The 15,790-nt window shown below is 60.4% G+C and carries 10 protein-coding genes, 1 tRNA gene, 1 other RNA gene and 1 pseudogene; 11 read left to right on the forward strand and 2 right to left on the reverse strand.

Going from position 1 to position 15,790, the window contains the following annotated elements; translation table 11 throughout:
* Positions 1–8 precede the first annotated feature (8 nt).
* Positions 9–1,187, reverse strand: coding sequence for a UDP-galactopyranose mutase (glf, locus tag ACUIAF_RS07170; protein WP_445338369.1), 1,179 nt, complete (start codon positions 1,185–1,187; stop codon positions 9–11).
* A gap of 237 nt (positions 1,188–1,424) precedes the next feature.
* Here glf and ffs point away from each other — a divergent pair.
* The 9 genes and pseudogenes from ffs to ACUIAF_RS07215 all read left to right on the forward strand — a co-directional run bounded on the left by ffs (position 1,425) and on the right by ACUIAF_RS07215 (position 11,845).
* Positions 1,425–1,515: signal recognition particle sRNA small type (ffs, locus tag ACUIAF_RS07175), an RNA gene on the forward strand.
* Positions 1,516–1,613: 98 nt separating this feature from the next.
* Positions 1,614–2,633, forward strand: a complete 1,020-nt coding sequence (locus ACUIAF_RS07180) for a phosphatase PAP2 family protein (protein WP_015022537.1) — start codon at positions 1,614–1,616, stop codon at positions 2,631–2,633.
* A gap of 149 nt (positions 2,634–2,782) precedes the next feature.
* The gene (gene topA, locus ACUIAF_RS07185; protein ID WP_445338370.1) at positions 2,783–5,659 is read left to right on the forward strand and encodes a type I DNA topoisomerase; all 2,877 of its coding nucleotides are present in this window, start codon (positions 2,783–2,785) and stop codon (positions 5,657–5,659) included.
* Positions 5,656–6,309 (forward strand): annotated as a pseudogene (gene tmk / locus ACUIAF_RS07190) (dTMP kinase); the annotation flags it as partial. The gene topA and the pseudogene tmk, both read left to right, overlap by 4 nt.
* Before the next feature lie 323 nt (positions 6,310–6,632).
* The gene (locus ACUIAF_RS07195; RefSeq protein ID WP_445338372.1) at positions 6,633–7,793 is read left to right on the forward strand and encodes a DNA polymerase III subunit delta'; all 1,161 of its coding nucleotides are present in this window, start codon (positions 6,633–6,635) and stop codon (positions 7,791–7,793) included.
* 65 nt (positions 7,794–7,858) lie between these two features.
* Positions 7,859–8,431 (forward strand): YbhB/YbcL family Raf kinase inhibitor-like protein, encoded by a 573-nt coding sequence (locus ACUIAF_RS07200; RefSeq protein ID WP_445338374.1) that lies wholly within the window; start codon positions 7,859–7,861, stop codon positions 8,429–8,431.
* A 158-nt stretch (positions 8,432–8,589) separates the two neighbouring features.
* A complete protein-coding gene (locus tag ACUIAF_RS07205; RefSeq protein WP_445338376.1) occupies positions 8,590–10,116 on the forward strand; it encodes a C69 family dipeptidase in 1,527 nt (508 codons plus the stop codon).
* Positions 10,117–10,155: 39 nt separating this feature from the next.
* A complete protein-coding gene (locus ACUIAF_RS07210; RefSeq protein WP_445338378.1) occupies positions 10,156–11,676 on the forward strand; it encodes a formate--tetrahydrofolate ligase in 1,521 nt (506 codons plus the stop codon).
* Between the two features lie 95 nt (positions 11,677–11,771).
* Positions 11,772–11,845, forward strand: a tRNA-Lys gene (locus ACUIAF_RS07215).
* A 671-nt stretch (positions 11,846–12,516) separates the two neighbouring features.
* Here the strand turns inward: ACUIAF_RS07215 and ACUIAF_RS07220 are convergent.
* Entirely contained in the window at positions 12,517–12,747 is a 231-nt protein-coding gene (locus tag ACUIAF_RS07220; RefSeq protein WP_445338380.1) for a replication initiation protein, read from the reverse strand.
* Between the two features lie 573 nt (positions 12,748–13,320).
* Here ACUIAF_RS07220 and ACUIAF_RS07225 point away from each other — a divergent pair.
* Positions 13,321–14,055 (forward strand): MIP/aquaporin family protein, encoded by a 735-nt coding sequence (locus tag ACUIAF_RS07225; protein WP_015022527.1) that lies wholly within the window; start codon positions 13,321–13,323, stop codon positions 14,053–14,055.
* 165 nt (positions 14,056–14,220) lie between these two features.
* Positions 14,221–15,567 carry a metal-dependent hydrolase family protein gene (locus ACUIAF_RS07230; protein ID WP_015022526.1) on the forward strand — a complete coding sequence of 449 codons (1,347 nt, stop codon included), beginning with the start codon at positions 14,221–14,223 and terminating at the stop codon, positions 15,565–15,567.
* The last annotated feature ends 223 nt before the right edge of the window (positions 15,568–15,790 follow it).

Consider the following 15,790-nt stretch of genomic DNA (forward strand, 5'->3'; position numbering starts at 1 on the left):
GTTCGGTCTCAGTCCTTGACAGGGCCTACCAGTGGAGCGATCCGCTTGTCCCAGGCATCCAGGGCCGAGTTGATGACCTGGTGCATGTCGTAGTAAGCGTAGGTGCCCAGGCGGCCGCCGAAGACCACCTTCGGCTGCTGGGTGGCCAGTTGTTTGTACTGGGTATAGAGGGTCCGGTCGTCGCTGGTGTTGATGGGGTAGTAGGGTTCGTCGCCCTTGCCGGCGAATCGACTGTATTCCTCCCAGACCACGGTCCGCTCATGGTTCTGCCGGTCGTAGCGTTCGGGGTTGAAGTTCTTGAACTCGATGGCGCGGGTGTAGGGCACATCAGGATCGGAGAAGTTCATGACCGGGCAGCCAAAGTGGTCGTCCTCGTCGTAACGGCGCTCCTTGAAGTCCACGGTCCGCCACTTGAGCTCGCCCAGGCGGTAGTCGAAGTAGCGGTCGACCGGGCCGGTGTAGACCACGGGGACCTGGCCCACCAGAGCATCCCGGTTCCAGGGCTGTGAGTTGTCGAAGAAGTCGGTTTTCAGGCTCACCTGGATGCGCGGATCGTCGATCATCCTCTCGAACCAGGCTGTGTAGCCGTCCTTGGGCAGGCCCTCCCAGGTGTCTTTGAAGTAGTGGTTGTCGTAGTTGAACCGCACAGGCAGCCGCTTGATGATTGAGGCGGGTAGCTGTGAAGGGTCGGTCTGCCATTGCTTGGCCGTGTAGTTCTTGATGAAGGCCTCGTACAGGGGTCGGCCGATCAGAGAGATACCTTGGTCATTCAGGTTGCCCGGGTCGGTCCCGGCCAGCTCGCCGGCCTGCTCCCGGATCAGTTCCCGGGCCTGTTGGGGGGTGTAGTGGGCGTGGAAGAACTGGTTGATGGTGCCTAGATTGATGGGCAGGGGGTAGACCTCGTCCTTGTGGGTGGTGTAGACCCGGTGGGTGTAGTCGGTGAATTCGGTGAAGCGATTGACGTACTCCCAGACCTTGCGGTTGGAGGTGTGGAAGAGGTGGGCCCCGTACTTGTGGATTTCGGCCCCGGTCTCCTCGTCCATGTAGGAGTAAGCATTGCCGCCGATGTGGTCGCGCACGTCGATGATCCGCACCCGGGCCCCGCTGTGCTCGACCGCCTGCTGGGCCACGGTCAAACCGAACAGGCCAGCGCCCACAATCACCAAATCAGCATCCATATCAGCCATTCGTCTTCAGCCATCCATCCCTTGTCGCTATGATGCCGGGTCGTCTGCTGTCTATTGCCAGGGTCCGGCATGATTCCGTGATCAACCGCTGGAGTACGGCGATCCTGTTGTCTACATGCTAGCGGACAGGTCTGGTCAGGGAAGCAGCGGGCGGCAATATCGACCGAATAGGCACCTGGCATGGATGGGTTGGCGCTTTCCAATGGACAAGTGGAGCCTGTCTGCTATCATGGTGACTTGCTCTCACGTGGCGTTATGTCACCCAATCCCCCCAGGGCAGGAATGCAGCAAGGGTAAGTGGCCTCTGGCGGGTGCGTGGGAGTTTTCCATATTTGCACCGCCTGGGCTGGCTGAAGTCGTGAAAACAACGCATTCGTCGGACAGGGTGTCGGCTGTCGACCCAGGGATTGGATAGAGTCTTGAGGTATGACCAACAAGCGCAAGCAGGGCGAAGCACAGCAGACCTGGTACCGGAGTCCGAATGAGCAGACCGAGGCGGACGGCAGCCATGTCGACCAGGATTCCCTGACGTCTCGCCCCCGGATTTCAGCCCTGGTTCTGTGCCTGGTCGTCGGCCTGGCCTGCCTGGGTCTGGCGGCTTTGGTCTGGTGGGCGGCCGTCTGGACTGTTCCCGGGCAGACCTATGACGACATGGCCCTGACCAACTTCCGAGGATTTCTTGACCAGGCGCCCCTGGTCAAGGCTTATCTGGGGCTGTTCACCATTCCCTATGTGACTGTGGTGATCTGCGTGGTGCTGGGTCTTGCGGCCCTGGTGGTTGTTCTGGCTCGGCACCGGTGGTGGCTGCTCGGCCAGGTTGCGGTTTATGCTCTGGTGGTCTACGTGGCGGCGCGCATTCTCAAACGCATCCTGCCCCGCCCTGTGCTGATCCATGCTCAGGCCTCCACAGCCAACTCAGCCCCCTCGGGACACACCATCCTGGCTCTTGCGGTGGTACTGGCCCTGCTCTGTGTGGTGCCCCGCATTTGGAGGGCCCCGGTCGCCTTGGTGGGGTTTGCCTTTGACCTGTCCGTGGGCTGCTCGCTGGTGCAGGGTGGCTGGCACCGCCCCTCGGACGTGGTCATGGGCATTCTTATTCCGGCCGGTCTCTGTCTTATTGCTCTGGCCGCCACTCGGGGAAGCGGGATGGATGTCCCTGGGACCAGAATGTCCTCGGCTTCTATTCAGATTGTCTCCACCCTGATGTTGGTAGCGGGGTTTCTGGGGGTTCTCTACGCTTGCTATGTCATCTGGCAGATCAGCCCTGGTCTGGAGATCGGCGCCCGGTGGACGGCCTACGGGGTTCACTGCTCGGCTGTCATAATGATGGCCTCTGTTCTGTCGCTGACCCTGGGGCTGGTTCTGGCGATGAGGCAGATCACGGCCTCGCCTCTGACCAGGATGGGACTTGTAGGTCGGCCTCCGGCTCCGCCCCAAAATGACTGAAGTCGATCTCTGGACGTACTGAACATCTCTGATTCATACCCCCACCTGACCCAGGGATTCACATCCATGCACATGGCCCCTTGATTTGCATGGTGACGGAACCTCGTGAGTAAGATGGCGTGCGAAAGACCACAATATAAGGAGAGGCCATGGCATCCGGCAATAAGCTCGTCATTGTTGAGTCGCCAACCAAGGCAAAGAAGATCGGCGGGTACCTGGGCAAGGGCTACACGGTCATGGCCTCGGTGGGCCATATCCGCGACCTGGCCCAGCCATCGCAGATCCCGGCCTCCCAGAAGAAGGCCTATGGCAAGTTCGGCGTAGACGTGAACGATGGCTTCAAGCCCTACTACATCGTGGACGATAAGAAGAAGCATACGGTGTCCGAGCTCAAGAAGGCACTGAAGAACGCCGACGAGCTCTACCTGGCCACTGATGAGGATCGGGAGGGGGAGGCCATCGCCTGGCATCTGGTCCAGACCCTCAAACCGAAAGTGCCGGTAAAGCGCATGGTCTTTCATGAGATCACCCCCGAGGCCATCAAGAATTCGCTCAAGCACACCAGGGACGTGGATGCCCACATGGTCGATGCCCAGGAGACCCGCAGGGTTTTGGATCGTCTCTATGGCTACGAGCTTTCACCGGTACTCTGGCGCAAGGTGGGTCCGGGGCTGAGCGCCGGGCGCGTCCAGTCTGTGGCGACCCGGCTGATTGTGGAGCGCGAGCGTGAGCGCATGGCCTTCGTCAAAGCCTCCTACTGGGATCTGCTGGTGCGTCTGGTGCAGGAGGATACCGGGGAATCGTCGTTGTCAGGCGGTTTTCAGGCGCGGATGATCAGCCTGGGGGAGCAGCGGCTGGCTGTCTCCAAGGACTTCACATCCAAGGGTCGGCTGACGGAAACGGCCGCCAAAGAGCAGGTCCTGCAGCTGGATGAAAAGCATGCCCGGAACCTGGCTGAGACGTTGAAGGATCAGGACTTCACGGTGACGGGTATGGAGACCAAGCCCTATCGGCGGCGTCCTCAGCCCCCATTCACTACGTCTACCCTGCAGCAGACGGCTGGCAACCGGCTGGGCATGAGTTCGCGGGCCACCATGCGTGCCGCCCAAGGGCTCTATGAGAACGGGTTCATCACCTACATGCGTACGGATTCGGTCACCCTCTCCCAGGAGGCCATTGCCGCTGCCCGAAAGGGGGTCGAGCGTGAATACGGGGCGGAATACCTTTCGACCGAGTCCAAGCAGTATGTGACCAAGACTGCCGGCGCCCAGGAGGCCCACGAATGCATCCGGCCCGCAGGCTCCACCTTCCATAGGCCCCAGGATCTGGCCGACCGTCTGGCTCCTGACCAGCTCAAGCTCTATACCCTGATCTGGCGGCGCACCCTGGCTTCGCAGATGGCCGACGCCACCGGGTCCACAGCCACCATCCGCCTGTCGGCGCAGGCGGGCAAGGAGGGTACGGCCCTCTTCCAGGCTTCAGGTACCGTCATCAAGTTCCCTGGCTTCCTCAAGGCCATGGACGCAGGCTCTGAGCAGACCGATGAGGGTTCTTCCCTGCCCCCGCTCCAGCAGGGGGACGTGCTTCGTGCTGCCTCCGTCGATCCCGAGGGTCATGAGACCCAGCCGCCGGCCCGTTATACAGAGGCCTCTCTGGTCAAGACCCTGGAGGCCAAGGAGATAGGCAGGCCTTCCACCTATGCCAGCATCATCTCGACCATCATCGATCGCGGATACGTCTATGAGCGCGGTCGTGCACTGATCCCCTCCTGGCTGGCATTTTCGGTAGTCGGATTGTTGGAGACCAATTTCCCCAAGTATGTGGACTACCAATTCACGGCACAGATGGAGAATGGCCTGGACATGATCGCCCATGGCAAGGAGCGAGGCAAGGACTGGTTGACCCGGTTCTACTTCGGCTCGGGCCCGGGCGCTGCTCAAAACGCTGACGAGGCTCATCAGGGCCTGCAGGAGCAGGTGGCACAGCTGGGAGACATCGACGCCCGCAAGATCAACACCATCGAGATTGGTGATGGCCTGCAGGTAAGGGTCGGTCGTTACGGTCCTTATCTTGAGGATACGGCCGACCTGGATGCCGACGGCAACCCCAAGCGGGCCTCCTTGCCGCCCACCATGGCTCCGGACGAGCTGACTGTGGCAGCGGGACATGAACTGATTGCAGCCAATGCCGGCGGTCCCCGTCAGCTGGGCAAGGATCCGCAGACCGGCGGTCGGGTCGAGGTGCGTAAGGGTAGATTCGGGCCCTATGTGGCCCTGATCAGCCCCGAGGAGGAAGCGGCCGAGCAGAAAAAGCCGGCCGGTAAGACTGCACGAACAACCAAGCAGACCGGCCCTAAGCCCAAGATGGCCTCGCTCTTCAAAACCATGGATCCGGACACGGTCACCTTGGAGGATGCTCTGAAGCTGCTCAGCCTGCCCAGGACGGTGGGCAGTATCGAGCTGACCGATGCCAAGACGGGAGAAACCGACCAGGCCACCGTCACTGCCAGCAACGGCCGTTATGGCCCCTACCTGACGGCCACCAAGGCCGACGGCGGCACCGAGACACGCTCGCTGACCGACGAGGGGCAGATTTTCACCATCGATCAGGCCGGGGCCAAAGCCCTCTTTGACCAGCCCAAGTACGGACGGCGTTCCCGGAGCGCGGCCAAGCCTCCTCTTCGTGAGCTGGGTACGGACCCTGACAGCGGCAAACCCGTCACCATCAAGGACGGGTTCTACGGTGTCTACATCACCGACGGGCAGACCAACAGGACCCTGCCCAAGCAGTACACGGCCCAGTCCATCGAACCAGAGGTGGCCTTCCGCCTGCTGGCAGAGAAGCGCGCGGCCGGACCTGCCAAGCGGCGTGGTCGGACCACCCGCAAGTCTGCTGCACGAAAGTCCACTGCTCGCAAGTCGGCATCCGGCAAATCCACAGCTGGAAAGTCGGCCACTCGCGCCCGCAAAACCACAAAGAAGACTAAAACCACCAAGATTTCCAAGACTACGGAGTATCAGGCATGAGCGATGGGTTGTTCATTTCCTTCGAGGGCGTGGATGGTGCAGGCAAAACCACCCAAGTCCAACAAGCACACAACTATCTGCAGGAGCGTGGACTACGATCTTTGGTTACCCGCGAGCCAGGCGGAACCCCTGTCGGATTGACCATCCGGGAACTCGTCCTTCACGGCTTGGCCGCTTTTCCCTCGGTGGCTGTGACCGGAGGTACCGACGTGGTTGATGCCTCCGACGATCTGGCCCCCAGGACCGAGGCCCTGCTCTATGCGGCGGATCGGGCAGAGCACGTGGCACAGGTAGTTCGTCCGGCTCTGGATCGTGGAGACATTGTGCTCTGCGACCGTTACCTGGATTCCTCAGTGGCCTATCAGGCCGGAGGCCGTGATCTGTCGGCGGATGTGATTCGTCGGTTGAGTCTGTGGGCCAGTCAGGGCCTTCTGCCCAAACGTACCTACCTGCTGGATGCAGATCCGTCTCAGTCCAAGTCACGTCTGGACCATGAGCCCGATAGACTGGAGTCGGCTGGCGACGACTTCCAGCAACATGTGCGTCAGGCATTTCTGCAGTTGGCTCAGAAGGAGCCCGACCGGTTCCTGGTTATCGATGCCACCCAATCCATCGACCAGGTCTGGCAGATCATCCAAGACGATTTGGACAAGTTGGTCGAAGGGCGCGAGCCGGATCTGCCACAGGTCGATGACGATCTCCCGGATGCAGATGATGAGAATGGCGACGCTGACGGTCAGGACGATGCCGACGAGGATGAATCGGCAGCAGGCTATGAGGACGATGAGCAGGGTGCAGAGCCGGACTGGATTGAAGCTACGGATACGTCCGATCAGGCATCGGAGGCTGAAGTTGACCAGGATGACCAGCCCATGGAGACAGGAACAGTAGGCGGGGATGCTGATGATGATTCGGTTCCTGTGGGTTCCCGCGCTCGCTGGCTGCTCCGGTCCCGGCTCCTGCGGAAGACCCGATGAGCGTCTGGGATGCCATTGTGGGCCAGCAGCCCACGGTCGAGCTACTTGAGCGGACGGTGGCGGCCCAGGCGCAGGGACATGACGAGGTGGCGCAGTCCTGGCTGATCTGCGGCCCTCCTGGATCGGGGCGTTCCAATCTGGCACGGGCTTTCGCGGCGGCCCTGATCAGCCCTGACCAGGGATTGAACGACCAACCCACCCGCGTCACTCAGCAGGTTCTGGCCGGAACCCATCCGGATGTGACCATACTATCCACCAACAAGGTCACCATCGGCATCAACGAGGTCAGGGAGTTGATCATGACCTCGGAACAGATGCCTTCGACCTCGCGATGGCGGGTCATCATCATCGAAGACGTGGATCGGATGCTGGAGCGGACCACCAATGTGCTGCTCAAGGAGATCGAGGAGCCGGCCGAACATACCGTCTGGCTTTTGTGCGCACCCAGCGCTCAGGATGTGCTGCCTACCATCCGTTCACGGACCAGGGTGCTCAACTTGGCGGTGCCGTCCAACACCGCAGTGGCCGATTTCCTGACTGACCAGGTGGGGGTGGACCGGGCCCTTGCCGCCAAGGCCGCCCGTCTGGCCCAGGGGCACATCGGCATCGCCCGTCTCTATGCCACCAGGGATCAGGTCCTGGCCGACCGTGATGAGCTGGTGGTGGGCCTGCTGGGACTTAGACGCGCTTCGGATGCCGTGATTCTGGCTGGCCGGGTGGTGGACGCGGCTCGGGATCAGGCCACCGCCACCGTGGACGATGAGGTGGCCAAGGACGAGCGGGAGTTTCGGCAGATTAACGGGCTTAGGGACAAGGAACGCATTCCCCGGCAGTTGCGTGGGGCCTATCATGCCTTGGGGGGCAAGGATCAGGTTCGCCGACGGGTCACCAGACTGACCCGGGATGTGCTGGACCGTAACCTGAGCACCTTGTCCAGCGTCTACCGAGATGTGGGCGTCCTACAGAACGGTGCCGAGGAGAAGGCCGGCTTGGTCAATTTGGAGAATCGGGCGGCAATTGCTGATTTGTCCGTCAGACTCTCCAGACAGGGGGCAATTGATCGCATTCAGCTGATTGGCCGGGCTCGCAGGAGACTGGCTGCCAACGGTTCGCCGCTCCTGGTCTTCGAGGCCCTCTTCTGCACCCTGCTGGTCTGAGTACGAATTAATTTCTGGTCAAGAACGAGCTTGACCTCGTCGGCTGGGCGGGCGAGAATCGAATCATGAGGATTATCACTGATTTCGGCACTATTCCCGATCGGTACGCCAAGCGCGCCCCTCAGTCCCTTACCCGCAAGGGACGTCCTGTTGTTTCCTTCCCATTCCGGCTTGAAGGGGTGCCCCAGGAGGCCCGGTACCTGCACTGGATGCTGGTGGATCCGGACTCCGTGCCCGTGTGCGGCTTCCCTTGGATCCACTGGTCCCTGGCCAACCTGCCCATCGAGGCTTTGCTCGCCTTGCAGCCTGACGGGACCGAAAGCTCCGTTCTGGCGATTCCGGAGGACTTCTCCAGAAATCTGTCTAATCTGATTCCCGGCGTGCCCCAAGGGCGCACCTCGGCGGCCTCGCCTCTGGTCATGGAAGAGGAGATCGCCGACGACCCTGGCGTACTTATGCGTTACAACGGCCCCACGCCTCCGGACCAGGTCCATGATTATGTGCTGTCGGTCTGGGCCACACAAGGGGCCTTGCCCGGACTGGAGGAGGGGTTCTGGCTCAATGCCCTGGCCCATGCCATCCATTCCGCCCAGCCGGTGGCCGCAGCGGCTCGGGCCTGGTTGCCGGCTGATGCCTGACCTGGTATTGGGACGGTCTAGCACTAGAGTGAGGCCGTGCCCCAAGTGCGCAGGCAGCCGTCATCCCTGCCTGCCCACGCAGTCGGGTGTAAAGGCATCCCCCGACTTCCGGACTGGTGATGACAGTTGACCGCGACCAGACAAAGGAAGACGCTTATATGCCCTGCACCACGCTTCTGATAGGCAAGAATGCCAGTTACGACGGGTCCACCATCATCGCTCGGAATGAGGATTCAGCCAACGGGGAGTTCCGTCCCAAGCGTTTCGTATTAGTCGCTCCTGACCAGCAGCCCCGGCACTACCGTAGCGTGATCAGTCACTTGGAGATGGATCTGCCCGAGGATCCCATGCGCTATACCTCGGTGCCCAACGCCGTGCTCGATCAGGGGCTCTGGGCCGAAGCAGGCGTTAACAGCGACAACGTGGCCATGTCAGCCACCGAGACCATCACTACCAACGAGCGCGTTCTGGGTGCCGATCCGCTGGTGGAGCCCACCCCTGCTCAGGGCCGCCCCGGCGATGAAGGCTATCTGGCCGAGGTGCCTGGAGGTATCGGCGAGGAGGACTTGGTCACCATCGTCCTGCCCTACATCCATTCGGCTCGGGAGGGCGTCCAGCGGCTGGGTTCCCTGCTCGAGCGCTACGGCACGTACGAGATGAATGGCATTGCCTTCAGTGACGTGGACGAGATCTGGTGGATGGAGACTGTTGGTGGCCATCACTGGATCGCCAAGCGCGTGCCTGATGATTCCTACGTGACCATGCCCAACCAGCTGGGCATTGACGAGTTCGATCTGGACGACGCCTTCGGAGACCAGACCGACCACCTTTGCTCGGCCGACCTGCGGGAGTTCATTACCGATAACTTCCTGGACCTGGCCGTGGAGTCGGCTTCACCCTTCAACCCCCGTGATGCCTTTGGTTCCCACAGTGATTCGGACCATGTATACAACACGCCTCGGGCCTGGTACATGCAGCGTTTCCTCAATCCCTATGACGAAATCTGGGACGGGCCGGACGCCGACCACACTCCCACCAGCGACAACATTCCCTGGTGCCGTCAGCCTGAGCGCCTGATTACCGTGGAGGATGTCAAGTATCTGCTCAGCTCCCACTACCAGGGCACACCCTACGATCCCTATGGGCGGATCGGCGACGAGCACACCAAGGGGCTCTACCGGCCCATCGGCATCAACCGCAACGACCAGCTGGCCCTGATCCAGCTGCGCCCCTACCGGCCTGAATCCTGCCGGGCCATCCAGTGGATGTCCTACGGGTCCAACGCTTTCAATGCCCTGGTTCCCTTCTATGCCAATGTGGGACGGATGCCTGATTATCTCGCTAATGCTACGGATCGTGTCTCCACCGACAGCCTCTACTGGTCCGATCGGTTGATCGCTGCACTGTGCGACTCGGCCTTCGCCGGCACTTCAGCTGCAGTTGAACGCTACCAGCAGAGCGTTGGAGGCGTGGGCCATCGTCTGATCGCCGCTGCAGACGAACAGGTGGCCAGGCTGGAAGGCGCCGATAAGGGCACGGATAACCCCGAGGTCCGCCAGGTTCTGGAGGCTGCAAACCAGGACATGGCCGACCGTCTGCGCAAGGAGACCGATGACCTGCTGGGCCAGGTGCTTTATACGGTCAGCATGGGCATGCGCAACGGCTACCACCTGTCCGACAACTGAGCCATCCGATTGACAAGGATCATAAAGGAGGAGAGCCTCATGACGGGCTTCGACGATTACGTCAGGCCATACGGCCTGTTTGACAAGATTGATGCCTTCGGCTACCTGAAGGATCTGCAGGATCATCCGGATATGCCGCGCAAGCACGGCCGGGTACTGTTGGTCACCGCAGACACCCCGCTGAAGGCCTCGCGTGGCGAGGGCAAGACAACCACCACCATCGCCCTGATCGACGCCCTGCGTGCCCGGGGGGTGGACGCCGCGGCAGTCCTGCGTCAGCCCAGCATGGGCATCACCGCTGCCGGATCCAAGGGTGGCGCTTCCGGCGGCGGCAAGTCCTCGCTGACTCATCCTGAGCTGGTGGACTGGGGTCTGTGCGGGGAGATGGCGGCCATCGAATCCGCCCAGAACCTGCTGGTTTCCTTTGCGGAGAAGGCTGTGGACGAGGGTCGATTGGACACCGTTCTGGTGCCCCGGGTCAGCGAGGTGCCCTCGCGGTCTCTGAGGCAGATCACTGTGGACCGAGGCAAGGGCGATCTGCCTGAGCGGACCGTGCTGACGCCCACCTGCGAGCTCATGCAGATTGTGGTGCTCTCCCGGAGCATGGAGGAGATCGAACGGCGCGTGGCCGCCATGGTCGCGGGAACCCTGGATGGCCGTCCGGTCACCTTCGGGGAGTTCGTGGACCTGTGGCGGATCACCGGCATCCTGACCGATGCGGTCAAGCCCGCTTTTACACAGACCTTGGAGGGCTCTCCGGTCTACGTGCATGGCGGGCCGTTCGCCAACGTCTCCATCGGCATTCCCAGCCTGGTGTCCGTGGAGATGGCCTGCGCCCGGCATGACGTGGTCGTCGTCGAGGCGGGCTACGGAGCCGATGCCGGTGCCCAGAAGTGGCTGGACATCGCCGCCCGCGAGTATGGAGCCCAGTGGCCGGCCGCCGCCGTGGTCGTTACACGTGCCACCACCTGGCGGGACGATCCCAAGTTGAGCTGGCGTTACCCCTTCCACGTGCATCGTCTGGAGGGACTGGGCATCCCCACCTTCCCGCTGATCAACCTCTGGGAGGGCGAGGACGACCAGGTGGATTCCTTGCGGGAGACCGCCGACGGTCTGGGCTTCCGCAGACCCATAGCGGGCAACCTCTTCCGAGACGGGGGCAAGGCCCTTGAGCCTCAGCTGGACGATCTGATCAAGGCCCTGCAGGAGCCCGTGAAAGCCGAGGCGGATACAGCCAGCCTGCATGATATGTCCGTGCCGGATCGGATTCGCTGGATCGCCCAGAGCGCTTACGGTGTGCCGGCTGATCGGGTCGTCGAGCGTGAGGGATTCCAGGACAGTCTCCAGGCGGCCTCCGACCTGTGCAGCAAGGCGGGCATTTCCCTCGAGGATCTGGTTGTAGTTGCGGTCAAGTCGCCGGCTACCATGACCGACGATGACCGGGCCGACCAGGACAGGCGCACAGTCACTCTGAAGAAGGTCGAGGCTCATACGGGTGCCGGCCTCCTGCAGGTGAACCTGACCACCTCCCTGACTACTCCCATGCCCAAGATCGTCTGAGCAGGCCATGCTTGGATTCTGCAGACCTGTGACGCGCCGTGTTGCGGGCCTGCCGAAACCGTGTATAGTATCTACTTGGCTCTTGAAAGTGCCCTGCCCCTATAGCTCAGTTGGCTAGAGCAGCTGACTCTTAATCAGCGTGTCCGGGGTTCGAGCCCCCGTGGGGGCACAGAGTCAAAGCCCTACAGTCGCAAAGGCTGCGGGGCTTTTCCTTTGTCTGCTGCCACCGCCACGATTTCGGTTTTGTTGGATATTCGTTGGATAAAAGTGTCCACAAAAGAAAAGCTCCGCCGAAGCGGGGGTGCAAAACCTGTCTATCACCAGAAGTGTCGCTTTCGTCGCGTTGGTCTCGAGCCCAGAGAACAGCGTGAACTGTCAGAATACAGGGGCTCGGCGTCTGAAGACACCGAGCCCGAGACCACATAGAGCCTAAATCAAGAGAACACCCGCTAGTTTTGATAAAAACCCAGCGGCAAAGATATTTTCTCTGATTACTAGTCGTCCCTATGCTTTCCCCCCCCCCCCCCCCCCACACACACACACAGATAGCCCAGCAAGCTACCTAGGAGGGTTCCGATGAAGACAATCCACCCCATGCTAATTCCCTTTTAATAGTATTTACTTTGAGGACCTCTTCATGGTCGCCCCTTCCCTTATGAGACTTCACAACTTCGTGGAATCTACACTCATGTTGTTGAAAACTACGTAGCAGGCAATATTAACCTACTAATTTGAATACGATAATAATTCTGAATTAGTTAAAATTCAATGATTGTAACTTATGGAGAAAAGAGCCGCTGCCCGAAGGCATCGGCCACCTAGGGAGAAGACAGCGTGCGACTATCTCCTTGCATTGGACCAACCGGTCAGGTACTTGCGATGCACCTTCAGCCCAAGCAGCGGCCCAAGCTCGGACTCGATCGGCTTAAGCACGTATCTGTTCAATTCGCTAGACCTGTATGACTTCAGCGCTTCGAGCAGTCGGCGGAAGTCCTCAAGGCCGGCTTTCCACACGCCGGTCTTTCTGAATTGCTTCAGCCCCCTGTAGCGCTCTTGGCGTAGCTGGAACACAGTCCGGTGAACTCGGCCAGCTCGTTGAACAGAAACGCGTAACGCTGGTTGACCGCTAATCAACGGACGGGTTTCTCAAGTCTTCTGTCTCTTGCTTTCCTCGGACAACGATCTCATCCTTAGTGCAGCTTTCCGCGCGCATACTCGGCACGGATGCCTGCAAAAACAACAACCGGTCATTCCAAACCAGTAGAAGATTATGTGAGCCCTGTGCCCGCCAGTTAAGCGGGCGCATGCGTAAATGGGCGTGAGCTGCTTCGATGATCTGCCGAGAGTATGAAATCCACCCGGGACACGGATGGTGGTGCATGGTTCTCAATGCGTCAAAATCAGCAGTGGCTGGCATAGAATATTTATGCCGGTTTAAGTGCGGTCGTGTTGATGGTGACACGCGGTTGGGGCTGGCGCGATATCGGATTTCAACGAATCACTTGAATCAATGGAGATCATGAGCGCTTCTCGGCTTAGTGTCATCACCTGTTTTTATTGAATGATGCCCGTGCCTTGACCCCTGTATGACCGGTTGGGAGGAGGGGGCTCCAAGACGGCATTAAGAGAGGGGTGAAGGGCTGAATGGAATATTCGCTCATGACCAAGCTGGCCGCTGAATGTGTCGGCACTGCCATATTGATGATCTTCGGCAACGGCGCGGTCGCCGATGTGGATCTGGAGGGCACCAAGGGTCACCATTCCGGCTGGCTCACCATCGCCATGGGATATGGCTTCGGAGTCATGTTTCCTGTGCTCATGTTCGGTGGTGTGTCCGGGGCCCATATCAACCCGGCCATGACTCTGGGGCAGGCCGTCATCGGCATCTTCCCCTGGAGCCAGGTTCTGCCTTATATTCTTGCGCAGTTGATTGGAGCAGCTCTGGGCCAGCTGGTCGTCTATGCCTGCTATTTCCCGCACTACCGCATGACCAAGGAGCCGGCACCGATTCTGGGCACCTTCTGCACTACCGATGCCTCGGGATCACCGGTCAATTATTTTATCAATGAGTTCTTCGGCACGCTGGTGCTGGTCCTCGGAGCCCTTTGCTGCCTACAAGGTCCGTGGGGGTCTAAGGGGTTGGCTGCCGCCTCCATAGTTGTCGGCTTGATCGTTTGGGGGCTGGTCACCTCTCTGGGCGGTCCCACCGGCCCTGGCCTGAACCCCGCACGTGACCTGGTACCGCGCTTCCTGCACTGGATTTTGCCCGTGCCCAATAAGGGGGACTCACGCTGGAACGAGGCTTGGATTCCGGTGGTGGCCCCCATCATTGGTGCCATCGTCGGAGCTGTGATTTTCAAGAGTCTTTTCGCTGCCTGATCGGCTGCTCGGTGAGAACAAGGTCCCGGATCCCATCTTGGAGGCTCAAAACCTTATCTATCGCGTTGCCACGCTTGAATGGTTCGTCCTGCCATGGATATGATTGACCATATATGCCCGATTCCTCGCAATGAGTGCATCGGAGATGGGAAGGCAGGTACGACCATGGGGCGTCTTCAAGGTAGGAAAGAGCGCGAGCCGTTTGTGCTCGAGCATGCCAGCATCGCGACCGGTGATGAAAAAGGCACGGTCCAGAAGGATATGTCTGTTCTGGTGTCCGCGGACGGTCGGATAGAGCAGGTCTGCCCGACTCCGCTGGCTTACGTGCCTTCCGGATATCACCGGATCAACGCTACGGGCAAGTTTGTGGCCCCTGGACTCATCAATGCCCATACCCATCTCTTCGCCGATGGCAAGCCCTTGTCTGGCGGTACGGATCTGTCACCGCGTGTGGTCGATGCCGGTTTGAAGGTGGTGCACAGCCCCGCCGGCAAAGTCCTGATGGATGCCAGGATCAAGGGCAATGTCTCCACGCTGCTGAACTCGGGAGTAACGACCATTCGTACCCTGGGCGATGTGGGCTATGAGGCGGTTCGCCTGCGTGACAAGATTGATGCCGACGAGCTGACCGGCCCGCGCATGCTGGCTGCCGGTCCCCTCCTGGCGATTCCCGGGGGGCATGGCGATCCCTTCATCGCCCTGTCCTGCTCCTCTCCCGAAGAGGCCAGACGTCGGACCAGGGAGAACCTGGATCATGGTGTCAATGCCATCAAGGTGGCTGCGACCGGCGGTGTGACCGATGCCACCAAGCTTGGCGAGGCCGGCAGCCCACAGATGACCGAAGAAGAAATGGCCGCTGTCTGCGATGAGGCCCACGAGTTTGGTGTGCTGGTTGCAGCACACGCCCAGAGCCCCGAAGGAGTCAAGGCCGCTCTCAAGGCGGGCGTGGACACCATCGAGCATGGCAGTGCTCTCGACGACGAGATGATCGGGCTCTTCCTCGACAATCCGCGCTCGCTTCGTGGTTTCTCTGCCCTGGACCCCACCCTGTCCGCCGGATTGCCGCTGGTCAAGATCAGCCAGCAGGAGCTGGGAATCAACGACATAGTCCGTGGCAATTCCGAGCTGGTAGTCGACGGCATGGTCAAGAGCGCCAAGCAGGCTCATGAGAACGGTATTGCCGTCGGCGTCGGCACCGACACCGGCATGACCTTTGTGCCCCAGTACGGCACTTGGCGAGAACTCGACTATCTGGTGCGGTACGCTGACTTCACCCCGGCTCAGGCCTTCCACGCTGCCACACAGGTCAATGCCCGAAACCTGGGCTTCGACAATGTCACTGGTTCGGTCGACACGGGCAAGGATGCGGATCTGATCGTCCTTGACGAGGACCCTGCCAAGAATGTGCGGACCCTGTCTGATCCCAAGCTGGTCATCGTCCGCGGTAAGCCGGTCTGGCGGCCCGAGGTCAAGCATTTCGAGGAGATTGATCGCCTGCTCGATAGCTTCTGATCCTCCGGGGCCCCGTGGATAGCACCATAGGGATTTGATGATCACACCCTGATCAGCTATGCCTGTATCTTAGCTGGCCTGATCGGGGTGCAACTTTTCTTTGCATTAGCCAGCCTTCCTATCGAGAAGTTGGATTTTCAGGATGGACTGCCTTTGGCGTTTGTTGTGCGTATTAGCCTGGTCAGTTGAGCGGTAACTGAGCGGGAGCCTTTATTGTCATCGC

This window comes from Bifidobacterium sp. ESL0822 (assembly GCF_052606675.1).

Coding starts and splice junctions, on each gene's coding strand:
- ACUIAF_RS07180 (WP_015022537.1), top strand. CDS start 1,614: ATGACCAACAAGCGCAAGCAGGGCGAAGCACAGCAGACCTGGTACCGG.
- glf (WP_445338369.1), bottom strand. CDS start 1,187: ATGGCTGATATGGATGCTGATTTGGTGATTGTGGGCGCTGGCCTGTTC.
- ACUIAF_RS07205 (WP_445338376.1), top strand. CDS start 8,590: ATGCCCTGCACCACGCTTCTGATAGGCAAGAATGCCAGTTACGACGGG.
- ACUIAF_RS07210 (WP_445338378.1), top strand. CDS start 10,156: ATGACGGGCTTCGACGATTACGTCAGGCCATACGGCCTGTTTGACAAG.
- ACUIAF_RS07230 (WP_015022526.1), top strand. CDS start 14,221: ATGGGGCGTCTTCAAGGTAGGAAAGAGCGCGAGCCGTTTGTGCTCGAG.
- ACUIAF_RS07200 (WP_445338374.1), top strand. CDS start 7,859: ATGAGGATTATCACTGATTTCGGCACTATTCCCGATCGGTACGCCAAG.
- topA (WP_445338370.1), top strand. CDS start 2,783: ATGGCATCCGGCAATAAGCTCGTCATTGTTGAGTCGCCAACCAAGGCA.
- ACUIAF_RS07195 (WP_445338372.1), top strand. CDS start 6,633: ATGAGCGTCTGGGATGCCATTGTGGGCCAGCAGCCCACGGTCGAGCTA.
- ACUIAF_RS07225 (WP_015022527.1), top strand. CDS start 13,321: ATGGAATATTCGCTCATGACCAAGCTGGCCGCTGAATGTGTCGGCACT.